Source organism: Roseinatronobacter monicus, assembly GCF_006716865.1.
GTDB classification, from domain to species: Bacteria; Pseudomonadota; Alphaproteobacteria; order Rhodobacterales; family Rhodobacteraceae; genus Roseinatronobacter; species Roseinatronobacter monicus.
In genome coordinates, this window is record NZ_VFPT01000001.1 from 1,451,836 (window position 1) to 1,474,781 (window position 22,946).

Below are 22,946 nucleotides of genomic sequence, written 5' to 3' on the forward strand. Positions count from 1 at the left end.
TCAGACAGCGCTGTCTTGCAAGGGTGCGCTCGGGGCTGACTGCTCCGTTACATCCTTGCAGCACCCACAATCCGCGCGCCGCGTGATCCGCACGCTGCGCGTTTCTGCATAAAGCGCGTCATGGATCAGCAAGCGCCCGCGCAATCCGGTGCCAGCGCCTGTGATTTCCTTTATCGCCTCCAGGGCCATCATCGCGCCCAAAATGCCGGGCAAGGGTGAAATCACCCCCGCCTCTGCGCAAGCGGGGGCAAGGCCGGGCGCGGGCCGGGTGGGGAACAGGCATTCAAAACACGGCGCACCACTCGCCGGATGATACAGGCTGATTTGCCCCTCCCATTGCGTGATTGCCGCCGAAATCAGCGGTTTCCCTGTGGCGACGGCGGCGCGATTGACCAGATAACGGGTGTCAAAATTGTCCGTGCCATCCAGAACCAGATCGTATTCGGCAAATAGTTCTTGCGCGATTTCGGGCGTCAAGCGGCGCTGATAGGGGCGCACGGTGATAAACGGGTTCAGCGCCATCATCGCGGATTGCGCTGAAAAGACTTTGGGCGTGTCAATCGTGTCATCACGGTGAATGATCTGGCGTTGCAGGTTTGACCCGTCAACCAGATCATCGTCAATCACGCCGATGGTGCCGACACCCGCCGCCGCCAGATATAGCAGCGCAGGCGATCCCAGCCCGCCCGCGCCAATGACCAGCACCTTTGCCGCCTTCAGCTTTTTTTGCCCCGCCCCCCCGATTTCGCGCAAGACAATATGGCGGGCATAGCGGTTCAACTCTGCCTCACGAAAGGTGCCGGGCTGGTCGGGTGGGGCGTCCTCAGGGGGGGCGTTGCGTTTGTGCAAGCCTCCGACAATCCGCGTATATCCGTAAACCAACGCCGCCAGCCCACCAAGAACCAGCCACGGGCGCACGTCACCACCTGTTGCACGTCGCAATTCTGCGGCTTCAGGCAGCACAAGGTTGGCCAATACGGCTGCCACATAGAGCAGGCCAATCATGACAAGCCGCACCCGCACTGGCGTTTTCATCACCCAGCCAAGCCCCCAAAGTGCGGCCATCAGGAACAGAACAAAACCCATCTATTTCAACCCTGTAGAGCCGTAAGCACCCGCACCGCGTGATGTGTCGCCCAGCGTGTCAGTGCTCTGAAAGCGGGCCTGAACAACGGGCGCAATGATGATCTGCGCAATCCGCGCGCCATGCTCGATAAGGAACGCCTCGTCCCCCAAGTTAACAAGAATAACACCGATGGGGCCACGATAATCGCTGTCGATTGTGGCCGGTGCATTGGGCAGCGCAATGCCATGACGCAGCGCCAGACCAGAGCGCGCGCGGATCTGCATCTCATACCCTTGCGGTATCTCGCAGGCCAGTCCGGTTGGCACCAACATGCGCGCCATAGGGGCCAGCAGCAGCCCGGTCACGCGCGCCTCGGCTGGGAAATTGGCGCGAATATCCGCCCCCGCAGCCCCCGGGGTCGCATACGCGGGCAGGGGCACTGCGGGGTCACTGTCGGGCAGGCGCAGGAACTTGACGGTAACACTCATGCCAATGCCTCGGCTATGCGCGCGGCCAAACGCTGCGCGACTTCACTTTTTGGCAAGGGTGGCCAATCTTCGGCCCCCGCTTCGGTAATCAGATGCACCGTGTTGTTGCTGCCCCCCATGATCCCTGTCGCGGGCGAGACGTCATTCGCCACGATCCAGTCGCACCCTTTGCGCAGGCGTTTTGCCGTTGCATGGGGAACCACATTCTCGGTTTCCGCAGCAAAACCGATCACCAGCTTTGGCCGTTCGGGGTGCGCGCAGACAGTCGCAAGAATATCCGGGTTCTCAGAAAGTGTAATGCTTGGAGAGGTTTGTGCCACCTTCTTAATCTTTTGCGTCAAGCTGTTCTCGACGCGCCAATCTGCAACAGCGGCGGCAAAAATCGCCGCATCGACCGGCAGTGCGGCCTCAACCGCCGCCAGCATCTCGCGCGCAGTCTCAATGCGGTGCACAGCCACTCCAGCGGGCGGCGGCACACTGGCCGGTCCTGTGACAAAGATCACCTCCGCGCCCAGATCACGCAACGCAACCGCAAGTGCCGCTCCCTGCGCGCCCGACGACCGGTTGGCGATATACCGCACTGGGTCAATCGGTTCATGTGTCGGACCGGATGTGACCAGCACCCGTTTGCCCGACATTGGCCCCGCGCTGAACTGTGCGGCAATGGCTGACAGGATCTCGTCCGGTTCGGCCATGCGTCCGGGACCATATTCACCGCACGCCATATCACCACTATTGGGACCGACGCTTCTCACCCCATCGGCATGCAACTGCGCCAGATTGCGCTGGGTCGCGGGGTGGGACCACATGCGCAAATTCATCGCAGGTGCAATCAGGACAGGTTTATCGGTTGCCAACAGCAACGTCGTCGCCAGATCATCGGCATGGCCACCGGTCATTTTCGCCATCATATCGGCGGTTGCGGGGGCCACAACCAATAGATCAGCGGCGCGCGACAACTGGATATGGCCCATTTCGGCCTCGTCTTTCAGGTCGAACAGGTCTTGGTAAACCTGCATCCCTGCAAGTGCGGCCACCGAAAGGGGGGTGACAAATTCCGTGCCTGCGCGCGTCAGGACAGGGATCACCTCTGCGCCCGCGCGGCGCAACTGGCGGATCAGATCAAGGCATTTATATGCCGCGATTCCGCCACCAATAATCAGCGTGACACGTTTTCCGGCCAACATGGCTCTGCCTCTTGCATGATGAACTCTGGCTCAAGCCTTACGCGCTTGGCGCAAAAAACGAAAGCCCAACTGCGGTTAGCGAAACACCTCGCAAGGGTCGGGGCGCGGGTGCGGGTCGGTCACGATCCAGTAGTCATGAGGTGGTTAATCTTCCGGTGTCAGCTCGAACTGACCCACAGACAGCACCCGCAAATCGGGCTGCGCTTGCGTCAGCATATAGGGCGCGCCCCAATCATTTCGCGCATGTCCTGTGCCGGTGATCACAATGACCGGCCCGCCGGTCTGTGTCACGGCCTCCAGTGCGGCATCGGCCAGCATGGCATCGCGCAGGCGCTGGATATCGACCATTCCGGGCAGCAAATCCTCCGGCAATGCGCCCGCGCCTGAAGCGCTTCGCGCTCATGTTGTTGCGCTGTTGGCAGGTCAGTTGTTAGGCCAAACAGCGCGGCGTCGCCTGACAATACCTGATCAAGGTCTTGGCCCATTGCTGCGCGCGCGGCCTCTCGCGGCAGGCCAGCCCCGAAAACCTGCGCCTGCGGCGCGGCAGAGAATAGCGGGTAATAGAGCGCGAAATCAGGCCATCCCGACGCATCCCAATCCAGCAGCGCGCGCAATTCTGCCATGTCGGGCAAGCTGTCTGGCATCCGGCTGGCCTGATCCGGGTCAAGCATTTCAAGCACCAGCGCCGTCGGGCCGATCTGTTCAATCGCGCGCGCCTGATTGTCATGGTGCATCGGATTGTCATGCACCTCACCAAGGAAGATGACATCGGCCAACGGTAGCCCGCCGACATCATCCGCGTCGATCAGTTTTGCATGGGCAGGGGCACAGGCCAACGCTGCAAGCGTAAACAAATATTTCATGTCAGGAAGTGAAACACTTCCTTAGACTGAGTCTCAAGGCTTTTGCGCATTTTCTGGAATGCCGCGGCTTCGACCTGACGAATACGCTCCTTGGACAGGCCCAATTCCTCACCCAGTGATTCCAATGTGCGCGGGTCGTCCCGCAGTTTGCGTTCACGTACGATAAAACGCTCTCTCTCGCTCAGCCCCTTCATCGCCACGATCAACCAGTCGCGCAATTGTGCTATGTCATGCGCTTGCTCAACCTCCGCCCCTGCCTGCGGTGTGTCATCTTCCAGCGCATCAATCCATCCGCGCCCGTCCTCATCCGACGACTGCATGGCGTTGAGCGAAAAATCAGAGCCGGACAAACGCCCTTCCATCATTTCCACATCATGCAGCGGCACACCCACTTCGCGCGAAATCATCTCGCGCAGTTGGTGCCGGTCTAGCTCCTCACCGCGCGCCAAGGCTTCGCGCTCGAATTTGGCCTGTACGCGGCGCAAATTAAAAAACAGGGTTTTCTGGCTAGAGGTTGATCCGGTGCGCACCATCGACCAGTTGCGCATGACATAATCCTGAATGCTTGCCCGTATCCACCACACAGCATAGGTCGAGAACCGCACCCCGCGTTCAGGGTCAAATTTTTCGGCGGCTTTCATAAGCCCCAAACCGGCTTCTTGAATAAGGTCATTCATGGGCGCGCCATAGCGGCGGAATTTGCCAGCCATCGAGATTGCAAGCCGCATGTAAGCTGTAATCAGCCGGTGCAGCGCTTGTTCATCCCGATGATCGCGCCACGCGCGCGCCAGCCCCAGTTCTGTTTCGGCGTCCAGCAATTCGGCCTTCATCGCCTTGCGAGACATTCTGCGATCGTCGGAAAAATCCAGTGACATTTTTTCCCCCACCATGCTTTGTTGAGGGTGTTACGCACCAAAATGCCAATTGGTTCACATGCGATGTAATTTTCTTGCAGGGGCGGCTGTGTTGCGCGCGTTAACCTTTCGGAAAGGGTTGGCGCGTTAACCATGTGTCTGGGTAAAGTGGAAATCAACATGGTCGCTCGGGCCTTGACTGTTGCATTTGTGGGGATCGAGGCGCGCTTGGTCGAAGTGCAATGCGCGCTCTCGCCGGGGTTGCCGTCATTTCAGATTGTTGGCCTGCCCGACAAGGCTGTGTCCGAGGCGCGCGAGCGTGTGCGCGCAGCGCTTTCCGCCCTGTCCGTGGCGCTGCCCTCCAAACGCATCACGATCAATCTGTCCCCGGCTGATATGCCGAAAGAGGGGTCTCATTTCGATCTGCCCATCGCCATGTCGCTTCTGGCAGCACTGGAAATCATACCAGCAGAAGAGGTTGCGGACACAGTCGCCTTGGGCGAGCTGTCACTTGACGGGGCGCTGGTGGCCGTGTCGGGGGCATTGCCTGCGGCCATGACCGCAGCCGAGGGCGGCTACACCCTGTTCTGCCCTGCCGGCTGCGGTGCGGAAGCGGCATGGGTCGCGGATACGCGCGTTTTCGCACCAACCTCACTCGCGCAGGTTATCCGACACTACACCGGACAGGCACCGCTGAGCCCAGCCAGCCCCGGCGAGGTTATCCGCGAAGGGTCCGCGCGTGATTTGTTCGATGTGAAAGGGCAGGAGCGCGCCAAGCGTGCGCTGGAAATCGCGGCATCGGGGCGGCATCACATGTTGATGGTCGGAACACCGGGGTCAGGCAAATCTATGCTGGCCGCGCGCATGCCCGGCATCCTGCCCGACCTCAGCGCGGCCGAGGCGTTGGAGACGTCGATGGTGCATTCCATCTCTGGCTTGCTGGAACAGGGCGGGATTTCGCGCGCGCGCCCCTTCAGAGAGCCGCATCACACAGCCTCTGTTGCGGCAATTGTGGGGGGCGGCAAGGGGGCGAAACCGGGTGAGATTTCGCTGGCCCATAATGGCGTGCTGTTCCTGGATGAGTTGCCCGAATTTCCACGCATGGTGTTGGAAACCCTGCGCCAGCCCATTGAGACGGGCGAGGTGGTGGTCGCGCGTGCCAATGCCCATATCCGCTATCCGTGCCGTTTTCTGCTGATCGCGGCGGCCAATCCGTGCAAATGCGGCTATCTGTCGGAACCCGCCCGCGCTTGTGCGCGCGCCCCGGCTTGCGGCGAAGATTACATGGGGCGCATATCCGGCCCCTTGATGGACCGCTTCGATCTGCGTGTCGAAGTGCCGCCGGTCGCGTTTTCGGATCTCGATTTGCCGCCATCGGGCGACAGCTCTGCCATCGTGGCGGCGCGCGTGGCGCAGGCGCGCGCTGTGCAATCGGCGCGGTTTGCGGGTTATGAGGGCTTGCGCGTCAATGCCGATGCAGAAGGCGCGCTGCTGGAAGAAATCGCAGCCCCCGATGCCGAAGGGCGCGCCCTTCTGACGCGCGCGGCGGAACGCTTTGGCCTGACCGCGCGCGGCTATCACCGCCTGTTGCGGGTTGCGCGCACGATCGCAGACTTGGAAGGCGCGCCCGTGATCCGTGCGCCGCATATGGCCGAGGCGATCAGCTATCGCCTGATGGGGATGGTGGACACTGTGAGCGGATGAACAGGGCCGCATCGCCCAAGGCTTTGCGCGCCTCTGGCAGCCAGCCATGAAAAAACTGCCAGACATGGGGCAGGTTGCCCCATTCCTGTAGCGTCACGTCTACGCCATCGCGCTGCAACACCTCTGCCATGCGGCGCGAATCGTCACGCAATATCTCGCTGCGCGCAACCTGAATCAGGACAGGGGGCGCGCCTTTGAAATTGCCGAATAACGGCGAGATGCGCGGATCGCGCGGATCGGCCCCGGCCAGAACACGGTCGCGCAACTGCTCCAACCGGTGCGGCGGCAAGAGCAACTCACTCTGTGCGTTTTGCGTGATGGATGCACCCGACAAGGACAGATCAGTGAAGGGAGAGAACGCGAAAACGCAAGCGGGACGTGGCTGGTCTGTCGCGCAAAGATGGCCGAGCAAGGCCAGCGCCAGCCCCCCGCCCGCCGAATCACCCCCAACGACCACCGAACTGGCAGGCACACCCCGCGCCATCAGCGCATTCCATATCCCCACAGCATCGTCAAACGCGGCTGGGAAGGGATGCTCGGGTGCAAGGCGATAATCTGGCAGGCAGGTTTTTCGTGTCAGGAAATTCGCAAGTGCGGCATGGGTGCGCGGATTGCCCATGACATAGCCGCCACCATGAAAATACAGAATAAACCGCTCTGATTGGTCGGGCAGGGCGGTCCACAGCGCGGGCAGATCGCGCGCCTCAATGTCGAATGTATCTGGAATGAAGGTCTTGTATGGGCGGCCACGCGCGTTCAGCCAAGCGCCACGCTCGAACCATTTGCGCGCCGCCAGACTGTCGCGCTGGCGCCCCAGTGACCGGCGCACGGCGTGGCGCATGGCGACACGCATGACCTTCAACTGCCAGATCATGACGTGCGACGGGCCTCTATCGCTTCCCAGATCAGTTTCGCGCCATTCACCCCGTCGAAGCGTTCTAGCTCCTGCAACCCTGTGGGCGAGGTCACGTTGATTTCCGTCAGGTAATCGCCAATCACATCGATGCCGACGAAAATCTGACCCTTTTCGCGCAGCAACGGGCCGATGGCCGCGCAGATGTCGTGGTCACGCTGTGTCATCGCCACGCGCTCTGGCCGCCCCCCCACATGCATGTTCGAGCGCGTCTCGCCCACCGCAGGCACGCGGTTGATTGCACCAATGGCAACCCCGTCCACCAGAATGATGCGCTTGTCGCCCTTGGCTACAGCGGGCAGAAATTTCTGCACGATCAACGGCTCGCGGTTGATGCCCGCAAATAATTCATACAGCGACGCAAGGTTGCGGTCATTGGGGTCCAGCCGGAACACGCCCGCGCCGCCATTGCCGTAAAGCGGCTTCAGAATCACATCGCCATGCTCGGCCTTGAAGGTGCGGATCGTGGCCAGATCGCGCGCGATCATTGTCGGCGGCGTCAGGTCCGGGAATTTCAGCACCAGCAGCTTTTCGGGGTAATTGCGCACCCAGAACGGGTCATTCACCACCAATGTGGCGGGGTGGATCATGTCCAGCAAATGCGTTGTCGTGATATAACCCATGTCAAAAGGCGGGTCTTGCCGCAGCCAGACCACATCGATTTGGGCCAGATCAAGCATCTCTTCCGCGCCGAAGGTGACATGCGCGCCCTTGACCTTGTGCAAGGTCACGCTGCGCGCCAATGCCATGACGCGCCCTTCGCTGAAAATCAGTTTTTCAGGGGTGTAGACATACAACTCATGCCCGCGTTCCTGCGCTTCCAGCGCGATGCGGAAACTGCTGTCCGCGTCGATATCGACAGTTTCAATCGGGTCCATCTGAAAGGCAACACGCAACGCCATGCGATCCTCTTTTCATCATCAAGGGGCCAAATTCTGCCCGGTTCAACTCTAGATGACGGAAGCCGGGATCGGTTGCAATGGGCGCAATGCCTCAGGCGGCCAAAGCATTCTCCAGCACGGAAACTTCGCCATGCGCGTTGACCAGCGCCACATCAAACCGCGCCGGTGTCATCTGCCCTTGCGGCTGCGTGCCCAGAAATTCGCTTGCGGTCTGGAATATGCGATCAATCTGCTGCGCGCCCAGACGCAGTGCAGCGGCGTCAAAGCTGCGGCTTTTCTTCACCTCGACAAAGATCACATCGCTGCCACGCTGCAAGACAAGGTCAATCTCACCATGCACACCGCGATAGCGTTGCGCGAGCAGGGAATGGCCCGACGCAAGATAGTGCCGCAAGACCGATGCCTCGGCGGCCAATCCGGCCTGATAGTTGCGCGCCTGCCTCACTCCGTCTTGCCCTTTTCCTTGGCCAGAGCCGCTTGATAAACCTGCCTGCGGGGCAGATCGAGGTCACTGGCGACCTGCGCCACTGCATCCTTTAGGCGCATCGTTTCCAATGCGGCCCCCAATGCGTCATCAAGTGATTGCGCATCGGCAATTTGTTTCTCACCCCGATCAATCACCAGCACGATTTCACCGCGCAATGTCCTGTCTGACAGCGCTTGTGCCATGTCCCCAAGCGGCATTCGCAAGATTTCTTCATGCTTCTTTGTCAGCTCCCGACACAGCGCCGCCTGTCGGTCGCTGCCCAATATCTCGCATAATTCATCTAAGAATCTGTTAATCCGCTTGGGCGATTCATAAAAAATAAGCGTTGCCGGAATGGCGGCGGCTTCTTCAAGATACTTGCGCCTTGCGCCTGCCTGTGCGGGGGCAAACCCCATGAAGCAAAACCGGTCACTGGGCAGCCCCGCAACCATAAGCGCGGCCAGCATGGCCGAAGGGCCGGGCGCTGCGATCACCTCATGCCCTTCGGCGATCACGGATCGGGCAAGCTGAAATCCGGGGTCGGCAACCAGCGGCGTTCCGGCCTCGGATGCATAGAGAACCGATTTGCCCCGCTGGAGTGCGTTCAGCAATCTGGGGCGCATCTGTGCGCCGTTGTGATCGTGATAGGCAAATATTTTCCGCCCACCAAGTGCCACACCATGAATTTCCATCAATCTGCGCAGACTGCGCGTATCTTCGGCCACCAGAATATCGCAGCCCGCCAGCAGATCGAGGGCGCGCAGCGTGATGTCGCGCGCCGCACCAATCGGCGTTGCGATCAGATAGAGGCCGGACGCAAAACTGGCGCTTGGCCGCGTATCTTGCGTCAGGGGCGTGATGTCATCTTCATGTTCAGGCATCGGGGTTCACTTCAGGTCTTTGCCGCTTTGGCGGGGTTATGCGTTCAGAGCGTTTACTTCAAGCGCGCCCTTCCTTACTGTGACGCCCTATAACATGTCATGTAAGTTCGCAGTGGAGGTGAGATGCGCAATCAGTCCCAAACCAGCCAGAGCCGAGGCCTGTCCAGGCGGTCCCTGCTGTTGTCTGCTGCCGCGTCGATGGCGGTTGCCGCCTGTGATGTGCCCGCGATTGGCCCGCTGAGCACTGGCCCGGCGGCGGACCCGTCACAGCCGGTTCCGGTGGCCCTGATGCTGCCCGGCGGCGGCGGCAATGAAGAAAGAGAGACACTTGCGCGCAATCTTGAGAATGCAGCGCGGCTGGCAGTGGCCGATCTGCAAGGTGTCGAGATTGACCTGAGAATTTACCAGACCGGCGGCTCGGCCGAACGCGCGGCCGCGATGGCTGCACGCGCAATCAATGATGGCGCGCAGATCATTGTCGGCCCGCTTTTCGCCGATTCGGCCAGAGCGGTGGGGCCGGTTGCGGCTCAGGCCGGGGTCAATGTGCTGAGCTTCTCCAACAACCCTGACGTCGCAGGCGGCAATGTCTTTTTGCTTGGACCGATGTTCGAGCCGACGGCCACACGGTTGCTGACCTACGCGGCATCGCAGAACAAAGGGCGGGTGATGATCCTGTCCGAACAAAACGAGGCAGGCGAGGTTGGCGCGCGCTCGATGCGGCGTGCCGCCGACCGGACGGGTGCCAGCATTGTTGCGTCTGAATCCTATGAGTTCTCGCAGCGGGGGATTGTCGATTCCTTGCCGCGTATTTCATCTGCCGCGCAGTCATCCGGCGCACAAAGCATTTTCATGACAGCCAGTTCCGCAGGGGCCTTGCCGCTTCTGGCAGAATTGCTGCCTGAAAACGGTATATCACCCAGCAGCTTTCAGTTTATGGGGCTGACGCGGTGGGATATTCCGCCCGCCACGCTGCAATTGAGCGGGTTGCAAGGGGGGTGGTTCGCACTGCCTGACCCGACGCTGACCTCGCAATTCGAATCGCGATATCGCGCGGCCTATGGGTCGACCCCGAACGCAGTTGCCGCACTGGCCTATGACGGGATCGCCGCTGTCGGCGCCCTTGCCAGCCGTGGCGGCAATGCACCATTCTCGGCAGCTTCGATCACCCAAGGGTCGGGTTTCGCTGGTGTGACAGGGGTGTTCCGCCTGCGCGCGGATGGCAGCAACGAGCGCGGTCTGGCGATTGCCGAAATCCGGGATCAGCGGGTGAATGTGCTAAGCCCCGCACCCCGCAGCTTTGCCGGGGGTGGGTCCTGAGCACGCAACATCTGACAGTTGGCCCTCATAACGCCGTGCCGCAGCCACGGCTGAGCGATGACATGCCAGCACTGTTTCCCTTGGAAGATTTGCTTGATGAAGCAGATCTTGGCGCGCGGGTGGCCCGCGCGCTGGATGATGTTGATGCAGGGGATGGCAAGGCGCAGCGCGCGGTCATCGTGGCCGAGTTGAAGGCCGCGTTAAAAGACGGCTCGCAGCGCCTTGAGGCATTGTTCGCCCAGCATCCGCGGGATGCGCGGTCTTTTGTAGCGGCCAATTCATGGCTGACGGATGCGATTGTCAAACTGGTTCTGCATCTTGTGCAGACCCGTTTGCACCCCAACAACAACCCGTCCGAGGGCGAGCGGATCGCGGTTCTGGCCGTGGGCGGCTATGGCCGCGCCGAGATGGCGCCGCATTCCGACATTGATCTGTTGTTCGTGGTCCCGTGGAAGGTGACGGGCTGGGTTGAAAAGATCATTGAATCAACCCTCTATGTGCTGTGGGACATGCGCCTGAAGGTTGGTCATGCCAGCCGGACAGTCAATGAATGCCTGCGTCTGGGGCGCGAGGATGTGACCATCCGCACCGCATTGCTGGAACAGCGTTTCCTATGTGGCAACCTTGATCTGGCCCAGACATTGCGCGCGCGCCTGTGGAGCGAGTTATTCGCCAAGACACACGCCGATTTTGTCGAGGCGAAACTGGCGGAACGCGCAGAGCGCCACAGCAAGCTTGGCAATCAGCGCTACATGCTGGAGCCGAACGTCAAAGAGGGTAAGGGCGGCTTGCGTGACCTTCAGACCCTCTACTGGATCGCCAAATATATCCACGAAGTCGATCAAGCCGAAGAACTGGTCGGGCTTGGGTTTTTCCGCGCCGAAGAATACGAAACATTCCGCGCCGCCGAGACATTTCTGTGGGCCGTGCGCTGTCATATGCACCACCTTGCAAACCGCCCGGTTGAACAACTGACCTTTGATATGCAGGTCGGCGTGGCCGAGCGCATGGGCTACTCAGATCACGGGGGTCGGCGCGGGGTCGAGCATTTCATGCAGGATTACTTCCGCCACGCCACCCATGTGGGCGATCTGACGCGCATCTTTCTGACCGAGTTGGAAGCGCGGCACGTCAAACGAGAACCGCTGTTGCGGCATTTCTTGAACAAACGCAAGACAATGCGGCACGGTCTTAAAGTGGTTCAGAACCGCTTGGATATTGAAGACCCGCAAGAATTTCTAAGCGACCCGCTGAACCTGCTGCGCCTGTTTGAAGAAGGGCTTGTCACAGGGTTCCTGCTGCACCCGAATGCAATGCGCCTGATCGCGGCCAATCTTCACCTGATAGATGAGAATCTACGCGCAACACCAGAGGCACAAAAGGTTTTCCTTCGGATGATGTTAAAGCACGCCAACCCGGAGCGCGCGCTCAGGCGCATGAACGAACTGGGTGTTCTGGGCGCGTTCATCCCGGAGTTCGAGCCGATCGTCGCAATGATGCAGTTCAACGTCTATCACCACTACACGGTGGATGAGCATACGATTCAATGTATCAGCCATCTTGCCCAGATCGAGCGCAAGGAGTTGCGCGAAGAACTGCCTGTCGTCTCGCGTATTCTAGAGCAAGGGGTCAACCGGCGGGTGCTTTATGTCGCGCTGTTGCTGCATGATATCGGCAAGGGGCGGCCAGAGGATCATTCCGTTTTGGGCGCGCAGATTGCGCGCCGCGTGGCCCCGCGTCTGGGCTTGCGCAAAAGCGAATGCGAAACTGTGGAATGGCTGGTGCGCTATCATCTGCTGATGGCCGACACTGCACAAAAGCGCGACATTTCGGACCCGCGCACAGTGCGCGATTTCGCTAAGCTGGTGAAAACGCGGGAACGGCTGGACCTGCTGACCGCGCTGACCGTCTGCGATATTCGCGGTGTCGGGCCAGGGACATGGAATAACTGGAAAGCGCAACTGTTGCGGACGCTCTACCGCGAAACGGCAAATGCGCTGGAGAACGGGCTAGAGGCGATCAACCGCGAGAACCGCGCAGATGAGGCCAAGCGCGCCCTGCGCGAAGCGCTCGAAGATTGGCCCCGCGCCGACCGTCGCAACGAGATTTCGCGCCATTATCCCCCCTATTGGCAAGGCCTGCCCACAGATACGCATCTGATCTTCGCGCGCATGCTGCGCGGTGTCGCGGCAGATGAAATCCGTGTTGATCTGCACCCGGACCCGGACCGCGACGCCACCCGCACCTGTTTCGTGCTGTCCGATCATCCGGGCATTTTCGCACGGTTCGCGGGCGCGCTGGCCTTGGTCGGTGCCAATATCGTCGATGCGCGCACCTACACAACCAAGGATGGCTACGCCACGGCAGTGTTCTGGATACAAGATGCCGAAGGCCACCCGTACGAATCGGCTCGCCTGCCGCGTCTGCGCAAGATGATCCAGAAAATCCTTGCCGGCGAAGTGGTCGCCAGCGACGCGCTGGCCGACCGCGACAAGGTCAAGAAACGCGAACGCGCCTTCCGTGTGCCGACGAATATCAGCTTCGACAATGAGGGCTCGGAAATCTATACGATCATCGAGGTGGATACCCGCGACAGGCCCGGCTTGCTGTTCGATCTGGCCCGCGCATTGGCGGATGCAAATATCTATATTGCCAGCGCCGTGATTGCGACATACGGGGTGCAGGCTGTCGATACGTTTTATGTGAAAGACATGTTCGGGTTGAAACTGCACGCCAAATCCAAGCAGGAAGCGCTGGAGCGCAAGTTGCGCGCCGCCATTGCCGCTGGTGCGGAACGGGCCGTTAGCTGATGGCACGTATCCGGTTGGTGGCGGGTTTCCTGACGGTGGGGCTGTGGACGCTGCTCAGCCGGGTTTTCGGGTTTGTGCGCGACGTTCTGATGGCGTCATATCTGGGGGCCGGGCCTGTAACGGATGCGTTTTTCGTCGCCTTCTCGCTGCCCAATATGTTCCGTCGCTTCTTTGCCGAAGGGGCGTTCAATTTTGCCTTTGTTCCGCTTTTTGCCAAGAAGCACGAAGCAGGCGAAGACGCCGAAGGGTTCGCGCGCGATGCGTTCTGGGGCATGGCGGCCATATTGCTGGTGTTCTCAACCCTCGCTGTGATCGCTATGCCGTTTCTGGTCTGGGGCATGGCGGCTGGTTTCGCGCAAGACGAACGCTTCGACATGGCGGTTGTGTACGGGCGCGTGGCCTTTCCCTATATCTTTTTCATCTCGCTGGTCGCGCTTTTGTCGGGGATGCTGAATGCTGTGGGCCGTTTCACAGCGGCGGCGGCGGCACCTGTGTTGCTGAATGTGGTGTTTGTCGCGGCCATGATCCTTGCCGACCGCGCTGATTGGCCGATGGGGCTGACGCTGTCCTACGCGGTGCCTGTGGCGGGCGTGGCGCAGCTTGTCATGCTGTGGGTCGCGGTGCGGCGCGCAGGCTTTGCGATGCGCTTCCGGCGCCCACGGCTGACGCCGGAACTCAAGCGGCTGGCGATCATCGCGGCCCCTGCGGTTCTGGCGGGCGGGGTGGTGCAGATCAACCTGATCGTCGGGCGGCAAGTGGCAAGTTTCACCGAGAATGCCGTCTCGTGGCTGTCTTATGCAGACCGTCTGTATCAGTTGCCGCTGGGCGTTGTCGGGATTGCCGTCGGCGTCGTGCTTTTGCCGGAACTGTCGCGCCGCCTGCGGGCGGGAGAAGAGGGGGCTGGGCAACACAGTTTTAACCGTGGGCTAGAGTTTTCGCTGTTCCTGACGCTCCCTTCGGCTGTGGCGCTGGTTGTGATTGCCGCGCCGATTGTGTCGGTCCTCTATGGGCGGGGCGCATGGACCGAGAGCGACACACAGGCGACATCGCTGGCCTTGGCCATCTATGCGCTGGGTCTGCCCGCCTTTGTGCTGCACAAGGTCTTGCAGCCCCTCTATTATGCTCGCCACGACACCAAGCGCCCGTTCCAATATGCGCTCGTCTCTATGGTCGTGAATGCCGTCATTGCTGTGGGGCTGATGCCGGTTCTTGGCTTTGTGGCTGCCGCATTGGCCACCACGCTTGCGGGCTGGATGATGGTGCTGCAACTGTGGCTTGGGTCGCGCGGCATGGGGCGTGCCGCGCAGTTGGATGACCAGATGAAGTCACGCCTGTGGCGCATCACGCTCTCCGCGTTGGTAATGGGGGCGGCCCTTTATGGGCTGAATGTCTTGCTGGCAGAGTTTTTGGTGCAATCGGGCAAGCGCTATCTGGCCTTGCTGGCGATAATTGCGGGCGGTTCCGTCGCGTATTTCGCTTTTGGACAGTGGATCGGCGCATTCAGCGTGGCGGAATTGCGCGCCTCTGTCAGCCGCTCGCGCCGCTCAGACCCGCCGGAGGCGGGCTAGAACACCGGGCCGCAGCACATGGCCCAAGGCATAGCCCGCAGCGCACGCCACCAGATCGGCAACCCAATCCGCACCCCCACCCATAAGGGCGGCCAGCATTATACGCCCTGACAGCAACACACTCACCAGCACCAGCGCCCCGATCCGTGCGCGCCGCCCCTCAGCCCCGGACCAGACCAGCCCCGCATAGGTGCCCGCCAGCGCAAATATCAGCGCATAGCCCCCGATCAGCCATGTTCCCGGTGCCGCGACCAGACCAAAGGCAAAGCCGCCCAAGGCTTGCGCCAGCACCAGAATCGCCAGCATCCGCAGTGATCCAAGCCGCTCGGTGCAGTATTTGCCAAGCGCTACTGTGATAACCACCACCAGCGCTGCCTGTGCCGGGCCCAGATGGACAAACCCATACGTCAGATACCGGATCAGGTGTTCAGGCGGGAACTGGCGCGTCTCCAGCATCCAGCCCTGCACCTCGGGGCTGACCCCGATTGTGACCAAGGCCTGCACGCGCCAGCCTGCACTGCCTGCCCAATTCACCAACCCATGCGCCCCCGCCGAAAGCACCAGCTCAACCGCTCCAATGGCCAGCACCAGCACCCAGACTGCGACTGGCAGCGGGTTGAACACCGATGTCGAAAGGGGGTCTTGCGTCATGGGCGCGGGGCCTTTGGTTGACGTTACATCGCGCCAAGGCTAATGCAGCGATGGCGAGTTTTCCAGCCAGGAGTTTTCACATGTCCGACGCCCCGACCAAGGCTTTTCCGCAGCGCATCTTCTCGGGCATCCAGCCATCAGGCGGCTTGACGCTGGGCAATTACCTTGGCGCGCTCAAGCGGTTCGCCGTTGCACAGGATGAAGGCACCGACACGGTCTATTGCATGGTCGACCTGCACGCAATCACCGTCTGGCAAGACCCCGACAAACTGCGCCATGCAACGCGCGAGCTGGCGGCGGGCTTCATTGCGTCGGGCATTGATCCCGCGCGCTCGATCCTGTTCAACCAGAGTCAGGTGCCCGCGCATACGGAATTGGCATGGATTTTCAACTGCGTCGCGCGAATGGGCTGGTTGCGCCGCATGACCCAGTTCAAGGACAAGGCGGGCAAGCACGCGGAAGAAGCCTCGGTGGGGTTGTTCGCCTATCCCAACCTGATGGCGGCAGATATCATGGCCTATCACGCCACCCATGTCCCTGTTGGCGAGGATCAGAAGCAGCATCTGGAACTGACCCGCGACATCGCCATCAAGTTCAACCACGATTACGGGGTCGATTTCTTTCCTGTGGTCGAGCCGGTGATTGAGGGGGCCGCGACGCGCGTGATGTCGCTGCGCGATGGCACCAAGAAAATGTCGAAATCCGACCCGTCGGACCAATCGCGTATCAACCTGACCGATGACGCGGATGCAATTGCCTCCAAGATCCGCAAGGCCCGCACCGACCCTGAACCGCTGCCAGAAACCCTTGAGGGGCTGGCAGATCGGCCAGAGGCGCGCAATCTGGTAAATATTTACGCCGCTCTTGCCGATATGTCGCCCGAAGGCGTGATCGCCGAATTTGGCGGTCAGGGGTTTGGCGTGTTCAAACCTGCACTGGCGGATCTGGCCGTCTCGAAACTGTCCCCCATCAGCGCCGAGATGAGCCGCTTGATGCAAGATGTGGCCGAGATTGACCGCATTCTGGGGCAGGGTGCCGACAGGGCGAATGCCATTGCGGAACCCATCCTTGCCCAAACGCGCGAGATAGTGGGCCTGATCCGGTCGCGCAGCTAAGCAAACCCCACTGTGATACACAAATCAAATGGCCCCGGAACGCATCCGGGGCCTTTATCATTTGGCAAGCTTGACCTTGCTCAGATCACACGGACCTGCGTGCCGATGATGGCAAGCTCGTACAGTTTTTCGGCGTGCTGGTTCATCAGCCCGAAGCACCCGTTAGAGGCGCGACGCCCGATCTTGGCGGGGTTGTCGATGCCGTGAATGCGGTAATATTGCCAGCTCAGGTTCAACGCGCGCGTTCCAAGCGGATTGGTCGGATCGCCCCCCTCAACACGTTCGGGCAGCGATGGGTCGCGCTGGCGCATATTTGGCGTTGGAATCCAAGTAGGCTCGAACCGCTTGAGCGTGACTTCGGTCAGGCCACGGCGGGTGAATTCCTCAGTCATCGGGACCGAGCAAGGATAGGCCAGATAGGTGCTTTCATCCTCTGACCAGTAATGCATCGCGCGCGAATAGGTGTCACACAAAATGGCCCCGCGCCGCAGGTTCGAGAAATGATCGCGCCAGTCATGATTGCGAAAGCCCATGACGTTGCGGCGGGCGGTACTGGCATTGTTCTCAGGCTCGTAATCCGGCACGGATTGCGCACGCAGAACGGCTGGCATTGCCAGCATCCCAAATGCAGCGACGCCTGTAGACAGTATTGCGCGGCGTGTCAGGTTTGACTCAGACATGGTTTCGTTCTCCGAATATTAATTTTTCCCCATTATGACGTATTCGAGAGCGGGGAATCAAGTCACGAGGCCGTGCGGACGGCCCCGGTGTTGCTTCAAATAGACAGAACGCGCGATTTTGCGTCTGGTTCCATGCCTCACAGACAAAAAACGTCAGATAACGCGGACTTGGGTGCCGACTTGGACCAATTCATACAGGTCTTCGACATGCGCGTTCATCAGCCCGAAACACCCGTTAGAGGCGCGCCGACCAACCTTGGCAGGATCGTCAATGCCGTGCACACGGTAATATTGCCAGCTCAGGTTCATGGCGCGTGTTCCCATCGGGTTCTTGGGGTCGCCCCCGTCAACACGTGCGGGCAGGGACGGGTCGCGCTCGCGCATGTTCGGGGTGGGAATCCATGTCGGCTGATAGCGCTTCAGCGTGACCTCGGTCATGCCGCGGCGGGTAAACTCCTCGGTCATCGGCACAGATGTGGGGTAGGCCAAATAGGTGCTCTCATCTTCTGACCAGAAATGCACGGCCCGCGAATGGGTGTCACACAGAATCGCACCGCGCCGCAGGTTCGAGAAATGATCGCGCCAATCATGGTTGCGAAACCCCATGACATTGCGGCGTGCAGTTGCAACGCTGCTTTCCTCCTCATAGTCCGGCAACGCCTGCGCGCGCAGAATCGAAGGCACCGCAAGCCCGCCAAGTGCCATCAACCCCGTTGACAGAAGTGCGCGGCGCGACTGATTTGGTTTGGACATTACTTCACACTCCGTGTTATTTGAATATGAGCCGTGTATCCCCACTGGCGCACATGAAGGCAAGTCACGAGCGCGTGGTCTGCGCAACATGATGCAAATTGGCCGATTTTACTGCACATTGCTTAACTGCGCGTCACCAGAGCATGGCGCTTTTTGCCAGCAGTCAGCTTCATTGGCTCGGCCAAATCCTCGGCAGCGACCATCTGGCCCGCATCGGTGACCGGCGCATCATTGACGCGCGCGCCCCCTTCCGCGATCAAGCGCTTTGCGTCCTTGCCCGACTTTGCCAAGCCCGCCCGCACGAACAACTGTGCAATCGACACGCCGTCGCGCAATTCCTGCTCGTCTAGCGCAAAGGTCGGCAACTCCTCGCCCAGCCCGCCTTTCTCGAACACATCGCGCGCGGTCGCCTCGGCGGCTTGCGCAGCCTCCACCCCGTGGCACAGTGTGGTCACTTCATTGGCAAGAATGATCTTCGCCGCGTTAATCTCGGACCCTTCGAGCGCGCCAAGGCGGTTGCACTCCTCCACTGGCAACTCGGTATATAGCTTCAGGAACCGTCCAACATCGGCATCGGTCGTGTTGCGCCAGAATTGCCAGAACTCATAGGGCGACAGCATATCGGCATTCAGCCAGATCGCGCCGCCCTGACTTTTGCCCATCTTGCGCCCGTCCGAGGTGGTCAGAAGGGGCGTTGTCATCCCATAAATCTCGGCATCCGCAATGCGGCGCGCAAGATCGATCCCGTTGACGATATTACCCCACTGGTCCGACCCGCCCATCTGCAACAAGCAGCCATGCCGACGGTAGATTTCAACGAAATCATAGGCTTGCAGGATCATGTAGTTGAATTCAAGAAACGACAACGATTGCTCGCGGTCCAGCCGCGATTTCACGCTCTCGAAACTCAGCATCCGGTTCACCGAGAAATGTCGCCCCACATCGCGCAGGAAATCAAGGTAATTCAGCCCGTCCAGCCATTCAGCGTTATTGAGCATGATCGCATCTGACGGCCCCGCACCGTAGGACAGGTATTTGGCAAAAACCTGCTGCATCCCGTTGATATTGCTATCAATCGCGGCGGCGTCCAGCAAGGGCCGCTCCTCTGACCTAAAGCTGGGGTCGCCCACTTTGGTCGTGCCCCCACCCATCAGGGTGATCGGTTTATGCCCGGTCTTCTGGAACCAGCGCAGCACCATGATATTCAGCAAATGGCCCACATGCAGCGATTTCGCAGTGGCATCATACCCGATATAAGCCGGAACGACGCCCTTGCTCAGCGCCTCGTCCAGACCTTGCAGGTCTGTGCAATCGGCAAGGAACCCGCGTTCCTGCATCGTGCGGATGAAATCTGATTTCGGCGTGTAGGTCATTTTCGCTTGTCCCGGCTGGCAGAATGCGGGTTCTATATCGCTGCAAGGTGTCAAGGGAAAGCCCATGTTGAAAAGCGATGTCAAACGAGTGTTGGGGCTGATGTCAGGCACCTCTTTCGATGGGGTGGATGCGGCGGTGCTGGACACCAATGGCGAGGTGATCGAAGCCTTTGGCCCAACAGAGTTTCGCCCCTACTCTGATGAAGAACGCGCAGCACTGCGCGCTGTCATGGGCTGCTGGCCCGACGCGCCCGAGGTCGAGGCCGCCTCAGAAATAATCGAATCCGCCCATGCCGAAGTGATGGCGCGGTTCGACGGGGTCGAGCTTGCGGGCTTTCACGGCCAGACGCTTGCGCATGACCCGCGCGGGCGCGGCACGCATCAGGCGGGGTCGGGTGCGGTGCTGGCAATGGTCGCGGGCTATCCGGTGGTGTGGGATTTTCGCACATCCGATGTGAAGCTGGGCGGGCAGGGCGCGCCGCTGGCCCCGTTCTACCATTTCGCCTTGGCACGTCACATCAAGGCCGATGCGCCGCTCGTGTTCCTGAACCTTGGCGGGGTTGGCAATCTGACATGGGTGGACCCGCGCAAGGCAAAACCCGAAGAGCAAGGCGCGTTGCTGGCGTTTGACACTGGGCCTGCCAATGCGCCGATGGATGACCTGTGCCACACACGTCTGGGCCGCGCGCGCGATGACGGGGGCGCGCTGGCGGCCAGTGGCGCGGTCGACCAAGCTGTCGTTGACGCGTTCCTGAACGAGGGGTTTTTCTTCCGCGTGCCGCCCAAATCACTCGACCGGGGGTTTGCGGATATGCTGGACCGTGTGGCGCATCTGGCAGATGCCGATGCGCTGGCGACACTCAGCGAATGCTGCGCCGCATCGGTTGGGGCGGGGTTCGATTACCTGCCGCAAATGCCCGCCCGTGTGCTGGTTTGCGGGGGGGGGCGGCACAATACCGACCTGATGGCCCGCATTGCTGCCCATCTGCCCTGTCCGGTTCAACCCGCAGAGGTAGCGGGGCTTGACGGCGACATGATCGAGGCGCAAGCTTTCGCCTATCTGGCCATGCGCGTGGCGCGCGGGCTTCCCACATCCTGCCCGTCCACCACAGGGGTTGCGGCGGCGGTTGGCGGGGGGCAGATCAGCACGCCCTAAGGCTTTGCTCTGTTGGAGGTTGCCATGCAAGACGGTGAGGATACCCAAAACCCGACCACGTTCACCCGACCAGAAGAAGAGCTGTGGAAGCGGTTGATCTATATGCTGATCCTTGCGGCAATGGTGTCTGTCGCGCAAACAATCCTCTTTCTGATTGCCTGCATTCAGTTCATCATCTTCCTGATCGACAACCGCAATCCGAACGCGCGGCTGGCGGAATTTGGCTGTCTTGTGGGCGATTGGGTCGCCAAGGCGGCGCGCTATCTGTCCATTTCCAGCGACGCCAAGCCGTGGCCCTTCAAGGAGATGGACTAGAGTGGTTGCGGGTAGGCCCGTTGCGACCTAAGTGTTCGCTATAACCTTAGCGGAGATTTTCCATGGCCCTAGACCAGCAAAGCTGCACAACCACCGAATTTGGCGAATTGCCCGACTGGGATCTGAGCGTGCTCTATTCCGCGCCGGATGCCCCGGAAATAGCGCATGATTTCGCGTTCCTTGAAACCGCCTGTGCTGATTTTGCAAAAACATATGAGGGCAAGCTGGCAGAACTGGACGCAGCGAATATGCTCGATTGCGTGCGCCGCTACGAGAAGATCGACATGGTGGCCGGACGGCTGATGTCCTATGCGGGTCTGCGCTACTATCAAAACTCCATCGACACGGAGCGCGCGAAATTCCTGTCGGATGCGCAGGATAAGGTGACAGTTGCCACCACGCCGCTGGTGTTTTTCTCGCTGGAAATGAACCGGATTGATGACGCGCATTTCGATGCGCTGCTGAATGCCAATGCCGATCTGGCGCGGTTTCGCACTGTGTTTGAACGCATGCGCGCTATGCGCCCTTACCAGTTGTCGGATGAGTTGGAAAGATTCCTGCATGACCAATCAACCGTCGGCGCCGCTGCGTGGAACCGGCTGTTTGACGAAACAATGGCCGCGCTGGAATTCGACGTCGCAGGCGAGGAAGAACCGCTGGGCCTTGAAGCGACACTGAACCTGCTGACCGACACAGACAGGACACGGCGCGAAGCCGCCGCGTGCGCCTTGGCCGAGGTGTTCAGCAAGAATGTCAAACTCTTTGCCCGCGTGCACAACACGCTTGCCAAGGAAAAGGAAATCGAAGACCGCTGGCGCAAAATGCCGACACCGCAAACCGCGCGCCATCTGGCCAACCATGTGGAACCGGAAGTGGTCGAGGCGCTGCGCAACTCTGTCGTGGCCGCTTATCCGCGCCTAAGCCACCGCTACTACGCGCTGAAAGCCAAATGGCTGGGGCTAGAGACATTGGAGGTCTGGGACCGCAACGCCCCCTTGCCAATGGACGCCCCCCGCCAGATCGGCTGGGACGAGGCGCGCGCGACTGTGATGGAGGCCTATGCAGGCTTTTCGCCCAAGCTGGCCGAACTGACCGAGCCGTTCTTCACCCAAGGCTGGATTGATGCCGCCGTCAAACCCGGCAAGGCACCGGGCGCATTTGCCCATCCTACCGTGACAGATGCGCACCCGTTCGTAATGCTCAACTACTTGGGCAAGCCGCGCGATGTGATGACCTTGGCGCATGAGTTGGGGCATGGTGTGCACCAGCGCCTTGCAGCCGGGCAGGGAGAATTGCTGTCCTCCACCCCGCTGACACTTGCTGAAACCGCGTCCGTCTTTGGCGAGATGCTGACCTTCCGGCGGATGCTGGCGAATGCGAAATCACAGGCGGAACGCAAGGTCTTGCTGGCGGGCAAGGTCGAGGACATGATCAACACAGTCGTGCGCCAAATCGCGTTCTATGACTTTGAGTGCAAGCTGCATGATGCGCGCCGTGGCGGCGAATTGACGCCCGAAGATATCAACGCATTGTGGATGAGCGTGCAGGCAGAAAGTCTGGGGCCGGTGTTCAACTACATGGACGGTTACGAGTCGTTCTGGGCCTATATCCCGCATTTCGTGCATTCGCCGTTTTATGTCTATGCCTATGCTTTCGGCGACGGCTTGGTAAACGCGCTTTACGCAGCTTATGAGGATGCGCCCGAAGGGTTTGAGGACAAGTATTTCGAGATGCTGTCCGCAGGTGGGTCCAAGCACCACAAAGACCTTCTCGCGCCCTTCGGGCTAGATGCGTCCGACCCGGCATTCTGGGATAAGGGGCTGGAAATGATCGCGGGCTTCATCGACGAGTTGGAAGCGATGGAGTGACGCTCCGACAGTGATC

General features: G+C 60.4%; 20 protein-coding genes and 1 pseudogene. 8 read left to right on the forward strand and 13 right to left on the reverse strand.

Translation table 11 applies throughout. The features are described 5' to 3' along the window. The 5 genes and pseudogenes from BD293_RS06850 to BD293_RS06870 form a co-directional block, all read right to left on the reverse strand. Positions 1-1,086 carry a HesA/MoeB/ThiF family protein gene (locus BD293_RS06850; RefSeq protein ID WP_142080449.1) on the reverse strand — a complete coding sequence of 362 codons (1,086 nt, stop codon included), beginning with the start codon at positions 1,084-1,086 and terminating at the stop codon, positions 1-3. Continuing rightward, positions 1,087-1,554 carry a dUTP diphosphatase gene (dut, locus tag BD293_RS06855; RefSeq protein ID WP_142080450.1) on the reverse strand — a complete coding sequence of 156 codons (468 nt, stop codon included), beginning with the start codon at positions 1,552-1,554 and terminating at the stop codon, positions 1,087-1,089. It lies immediately after the preceding gene. After that, positions 1,551-2,741: a bifunctional phosphopantothenoylcysteine decarboxylase/phosphopantothenate--cysteine ligase CoaBC gene (gene coaBC, locus BD293_RS06860; RefSeq protein WP_142080451.1), complete on the reverse strand. Its 1,191-nt coding sequence runs from the start codon at positions 2,739-2,741 to the stop codon at positions 1,551-1,553. The genes dut and coaBC overlap by 4 nt, the downstream gene beginning before the upstream one ends. A 144-nt stretch (positions 2,742-2,885) precedes the next feature. Further along, a pseudogene (locus BD293_RS23435) lies at positions 2,886-3,604 on the reverse strand (ChaN family lipoprotein). Beyond that, on the reverse strand, positions 3,601-4,479 hold the full coding sequence (locus tag BD293_RS06870) for an RNA polymerase factor sigma-32 (RefSeq protein ID WP_142080452.1): 879 nt from the start codon (positions 4,477-4,479) through the stop codon (positions 3,601-3,603). Before BD293_RS06870 ends, BD293_RS23435 begins: the two are co-directional and overlap by 4 nt. A 159-nt stretch (positions 4,480-4,638) precedes the next feature. Between BD293_RS06870 and BD293_RS06875 the strand changes: the two genes are divergently transcribed. Beyond that, positions 4,639-6,162, forward strand: a complete 1,524-nt coding sequence (locus BD293_RS06875) for a YifB family Mg chelatase-like AAA ATPase (protein WP_142080453.1) — start codon at positions 4,639-4,641, stop codon at positions 6,160-6,162. On the opposite strand, the gene BD293_RS06880 is transcribed toward BD293_RS06875, so the two are convergent. The 4 genes from BD293_RS06880 to rsmI form a co-directional block, all read right to left on the reverse strand. Beyond that, positions 6,119-7,036 (reverse strand): alpha/beta hydrolase, encoded by a 918-nt coding sequence (locus tag BD293_RS06880; protein WP_142080454.1) that lies wholly within the window; start codon positions 7,034-7,036, stop codon positions 6,119-6,121. The two genes, BD293_RS06875 and BD293_RS06880, sit on opposite strands and share 44 nt — an antisense overlap. Continuing rightward, positions 7,033-7,977 carry a glutathione synthase gene (gene gshB / locus BD293_RS06885; protein ID WP_142080455.1) on the reverse strand — a complete coding sequence of 315 codons (945 nt, stop codon included), beginning with the start codon at positions 7,975-7,977 and terminating at the stop codon, positions 7,033-7,035. Before gshB ends, BD293_RS06880 begins: the two co-directional genes overlap by 4 nt. 91 nt (positions 7,978-8,068) lie before the next feature. Beyond that, on the reverse strand, positions 8,069-8,422 hold the full coding sequence (locus BD293_RS06890) for a YraN family protein (protein WP_142080456.1): 354 nt from the start codon (positions 8,420-8,422) through the stop codon (positions 8,069-8,071). Beyond that, a complete protein-coding gene (gene rsmI / locus BD293_RS06895) occupies positions 8,419-9,324 on the reverse strand; it encodes a 16S rRNA (cytidine(1402)-2'-O)-methyltransferase (protein WP_142080457.1) in 906 nt (301 codons plus the stop codon). The genes BD293_RS06890 and rsmI overlap by 4 nt, the downstream gene beginning before the upstream one ends. A gap of 123 nt (positions 9,325-9,447) precedes the next feature. Between rsmI and BD293_RS06900 the strand changes: the two genes are divergently transcribed. The 3 genes from BD293_RS06900 (at position 9,448) to murJ (ending at position 15,019) form a co-directional block, all read left to right on the forward strand. Further along, a complete protein-coding gene (locus BD293_RS06900) occupies positions 9,448-10,641 on the forward strand; it encodes a penicillin-binding protein activator (protein WP_142080458.1) in 1,194 nt (397 codons plus the stop codon). 62 nt (positions 10,642-10,703) lie between these two features. Next, entirely contained in the window at positions 10,704-13,451 is a 2,748-nt protein-coding gene (locus BD293_RS06905; RefSeq protein ID WP_142080459.1) for a [protein-PII] uridylyltransferase, read from the forward strand. After that, positions 13,451-15,019 (forward strand): murein biosynthesis integral membrane protein MurJ, encoded by a 1,569-nt coding sequence (murJ, locus tag BD293_RS06910; protein WP_142080460.1) that lies wholly within the window; start codon positions 13,451-13,453, stop codon positions 15,017-15,019. The genes BD293_RS06905 and murJ overlap by 1 nt, the downstream gene beginning before the upstream one ends. Here the strand turns inward: murJ and BD293_RS06915 are convergent. Further along, positions 14,996-15,670, reverse strand: a complete 675-nt coding sequence (locus BD293_RS06915) for a rhomboid family intramembrane serine protease (RefSeq protein WP_142080461.1) — start codon at positions 15,668-15,670, stop codon at positions 14,996-14,998. The genes murJ and BD293_RS06915 overlap by 24 nt on opposite strands. A gap of 80 nt (positions 15,671-15,750) precedes the next feature. On the opposite strand from BD293_RS06915, the gene trpS reads away from it, so the two are divergent. Then, positions 15,751-16,785, forward strand: a complete 1,035-nt coding sequence (gene trpS / locus BD293_RS06920) for a tryptophan--tRNA ligase (RefSeq protein WP_142080462.1) — start codon at positions 15,751-15,753, stop codon at positions 16,783-16,785. An 80-nt stretch (positions 16,786-16,865) separates the two neighbouring features. On the opposite strand, the gene BD293_RS06925 is transcribed toward trpS, so the two are convergent. The 3 genes from BD293_RS06925 to tyrS form a co-directional block, all read right to left on the reverse strand. Then, the gene (locus tag BD293_RS06925; RefSeq protein ID WP_142080463.1) at positions 16,866-17,465 is read right to left on the reverse strand and encodes a L,D-transpeptidase; all 600 of its coding nucleotides are present in this window, start codon (positions 17,463-17,465) and stop codon (positions 16,866-16,868) included. A 153-nt stretch (positions 17,466-17,618) separates the two neighbouring features. Next, positions 17,619-18,218, reverse strand: a complete 600-nt coding sequence (locus BD293_RS06930) for a L,D-transpeptidase (protein WP_142080464.1) — start codon at positions 18,216-18,218, stop codon at positions 17,619-17,621. 122 nt (positions 18,219-18,340) lie between these two features. After that, positions 18,341-19,591, reverse strand: coding sequence for a tyrosine--tRNA ligase (gene tyrS, locus BD293_RS06935; RefSeq protein ID WP_142080465.1), 1,251 nt, complete (start codon positions 19,589-19,591; stop codon positions 18,341-18,343). Positions 19,592-19,655: 64 nt separating this feature from the next. Between tyrS and BD293_RS06940 the strand changes: the two genes are divergently transcribed. The 3 genes from BD293_RS06940 to BD293_RS06950 all read left to right on the forward strand — a co-directional run bounded on the left by BD293_RS06940 (position 19,656) and on the right by BD293_RS06950 (position 22,930). Further along, positions 19,656-20,747, forward strand: coding sequence for an anhydro-N-acetylmuramic acid kinase (locus tag BD293_RS06940; RefSeq protein ID WP_142080466.1), 1,092 nt, complete (start codon positions 19,656-19,658; stop codon positions 20,745-20,747). Positions 20,748-20,771: 24 nt separating this feature from the next. Beyond that, positions 20,772-21,062 (forward strand): DUF4389 domain-containing protein, encoded by a 291-nt coding sequence (locus tag BD293_RS06945; protein ID WP_142080467.1) that lies wholly within the window; start codon positions 20,772-20,774, stop codon positions 21,060-21,062. Positions 21,063-21,124: 62 nt separating this feature from the next. Next, positions 21,125-22,930 (forward strand): M3 family oligoendopeptidase, encoded by a 1,806-nt coding sequence (locus BD293_RS06950; RefSeq protein WP_142080468.1) that lies wholly within the window; start codon positions 21,125-21,127, stop codon positions 22,928-22,930. The last annotated feature ends 16 nt before the right edge of the window (positions 22,931-22,946 follow it).

Bases quoted from the DNA above. Each gene is read 5' to 3' on its own strand.
- BD293_RS06850 (WP_142080449.1), bottom strand. From the start codon at position 1,086: ATGGGTTTTGTTCTGTTCCTGATGGCCGCACTTTGGGGGCTTGGCTGG.
- dut (WP_142080450.1), bottom strand. From the start codon at position 1,554: ATGAGTGTTACCGTCAAGTTCCTGCGCCTGCCCGACAGTGACCCCGCA.
- coaBC (WP_142080451.1), bottom strand. From the start codon at position 2,741: ATGTTGGCCGGAAAACGTGTCACGCTGATTATTGGTGGCGGAATCGCG.
- BD293_RS06870 (WP_142080452.1), bottom strand. From the start codon at position 4,479: ATGTCACTGGATTTTTCCGACGATCGCAGAATGTCTCGCAAGGCGATG.
- BD293_RS06875 (WP_142080453.1), top strand. From the start codon at position 4,639: ATGGTCGCTCGGGCCTTGACTGTTGCATTTGTGGGGATCGAGGCGCGC.
- BD293_RS06880 (WP_142080454.1), bottom strand. From the start codon at position 7,036: ATGATCTGGCAGTTGAAGGTCATGCGTGTCGCCATGCGCCACGCCGTG.
- gshB (WP_142080455.1), bottom strand. From the start codon at position 7,977: ATGGCGTTGCGTGTTGCCTTTCAGATGGACCCGATTGAAACTGTCGAT.
- rsmI (WP_142080457.1), bottom strand. From the start codon at position 9,324: ATGCCTGAACATGAAGATGACATCACGCCCCTGACGCAAGATACGCGG.
- BD293_RS06900 (WP_142080458.1), top strand. From the start codon at position 9,448: ATGCGCAATCAGTCCCAAACCAGCCAGAGCCGAGGCCTGTCCAGGCGG.
- BD293_RS06905 (WP_142080459.1), top strand. From the start codon at position 10,704: ATGCCAGCACTGTTTCCCTTGGAAGATTTGCTTGATGAAGCAGATCTT.
- murJ (WP_142080460.1), top strand. From the start codon at position 13,451: ATGGCACGTATCCGGTTGGTGGCGGGTTTCCTGACGGTGGGGCTGTGG.
- BD293_RS06915 (WP_142080461.1), bottom strand. From the start codon at position 15,670: ATGACGCAAGACCCCCTTTCGACATCGGTGTTCAACCCGCTGCCAGTC.
- trpS (WP_142080462.1), top strand. From the start codon at position 15,751: ATGTCCGACGCCCCGACCAAGGCTTTTCCGCAGCGCATCTTCTCGGGC.
- BD293_RS06925 (WP_142080463.1), bottom strand. From the start codon at position 17,465: ATGTCTGAGTCAAACCTGACACGCCGCGCAATACTGTCTACAGGCGTC.
- BD293_RS06930 (WP_142080464.1), bottom strand. From the start codon at position 18,218: ATGTCCAAACCAAATCAGTCGCGCCGCGCACTTCTGTCAACGGGGTTG.
- tyrS (WP_142080465.1), bottom strand. From the start codon at position 19,591: ATGACCTACACGCCGAAATCAGATTTCATCCGCACGATGCAGGAACGC.
- BD293_RS06940 (WP_142080466.1), top strand. From the start codon at position 19,656: ATGTTGAAAAGCGATGTCAAACGAGTGTTGGGGCTGATGTCAGGCACC.
- BD293_RS06945 (WP_142080467.1), top strand. From the start codon at position 20,772: ATGCAAGACGGTGAGGATACCCAAAACCCGACCACGTTCACCCGACCA.
- BD293_RS06950 (WP_142080468.1), top strand. From the start codon at position 21,125: ATGGCCCTAGACCAGCAAAGCTGCACAACCACCGAATTTGGCGAATTG.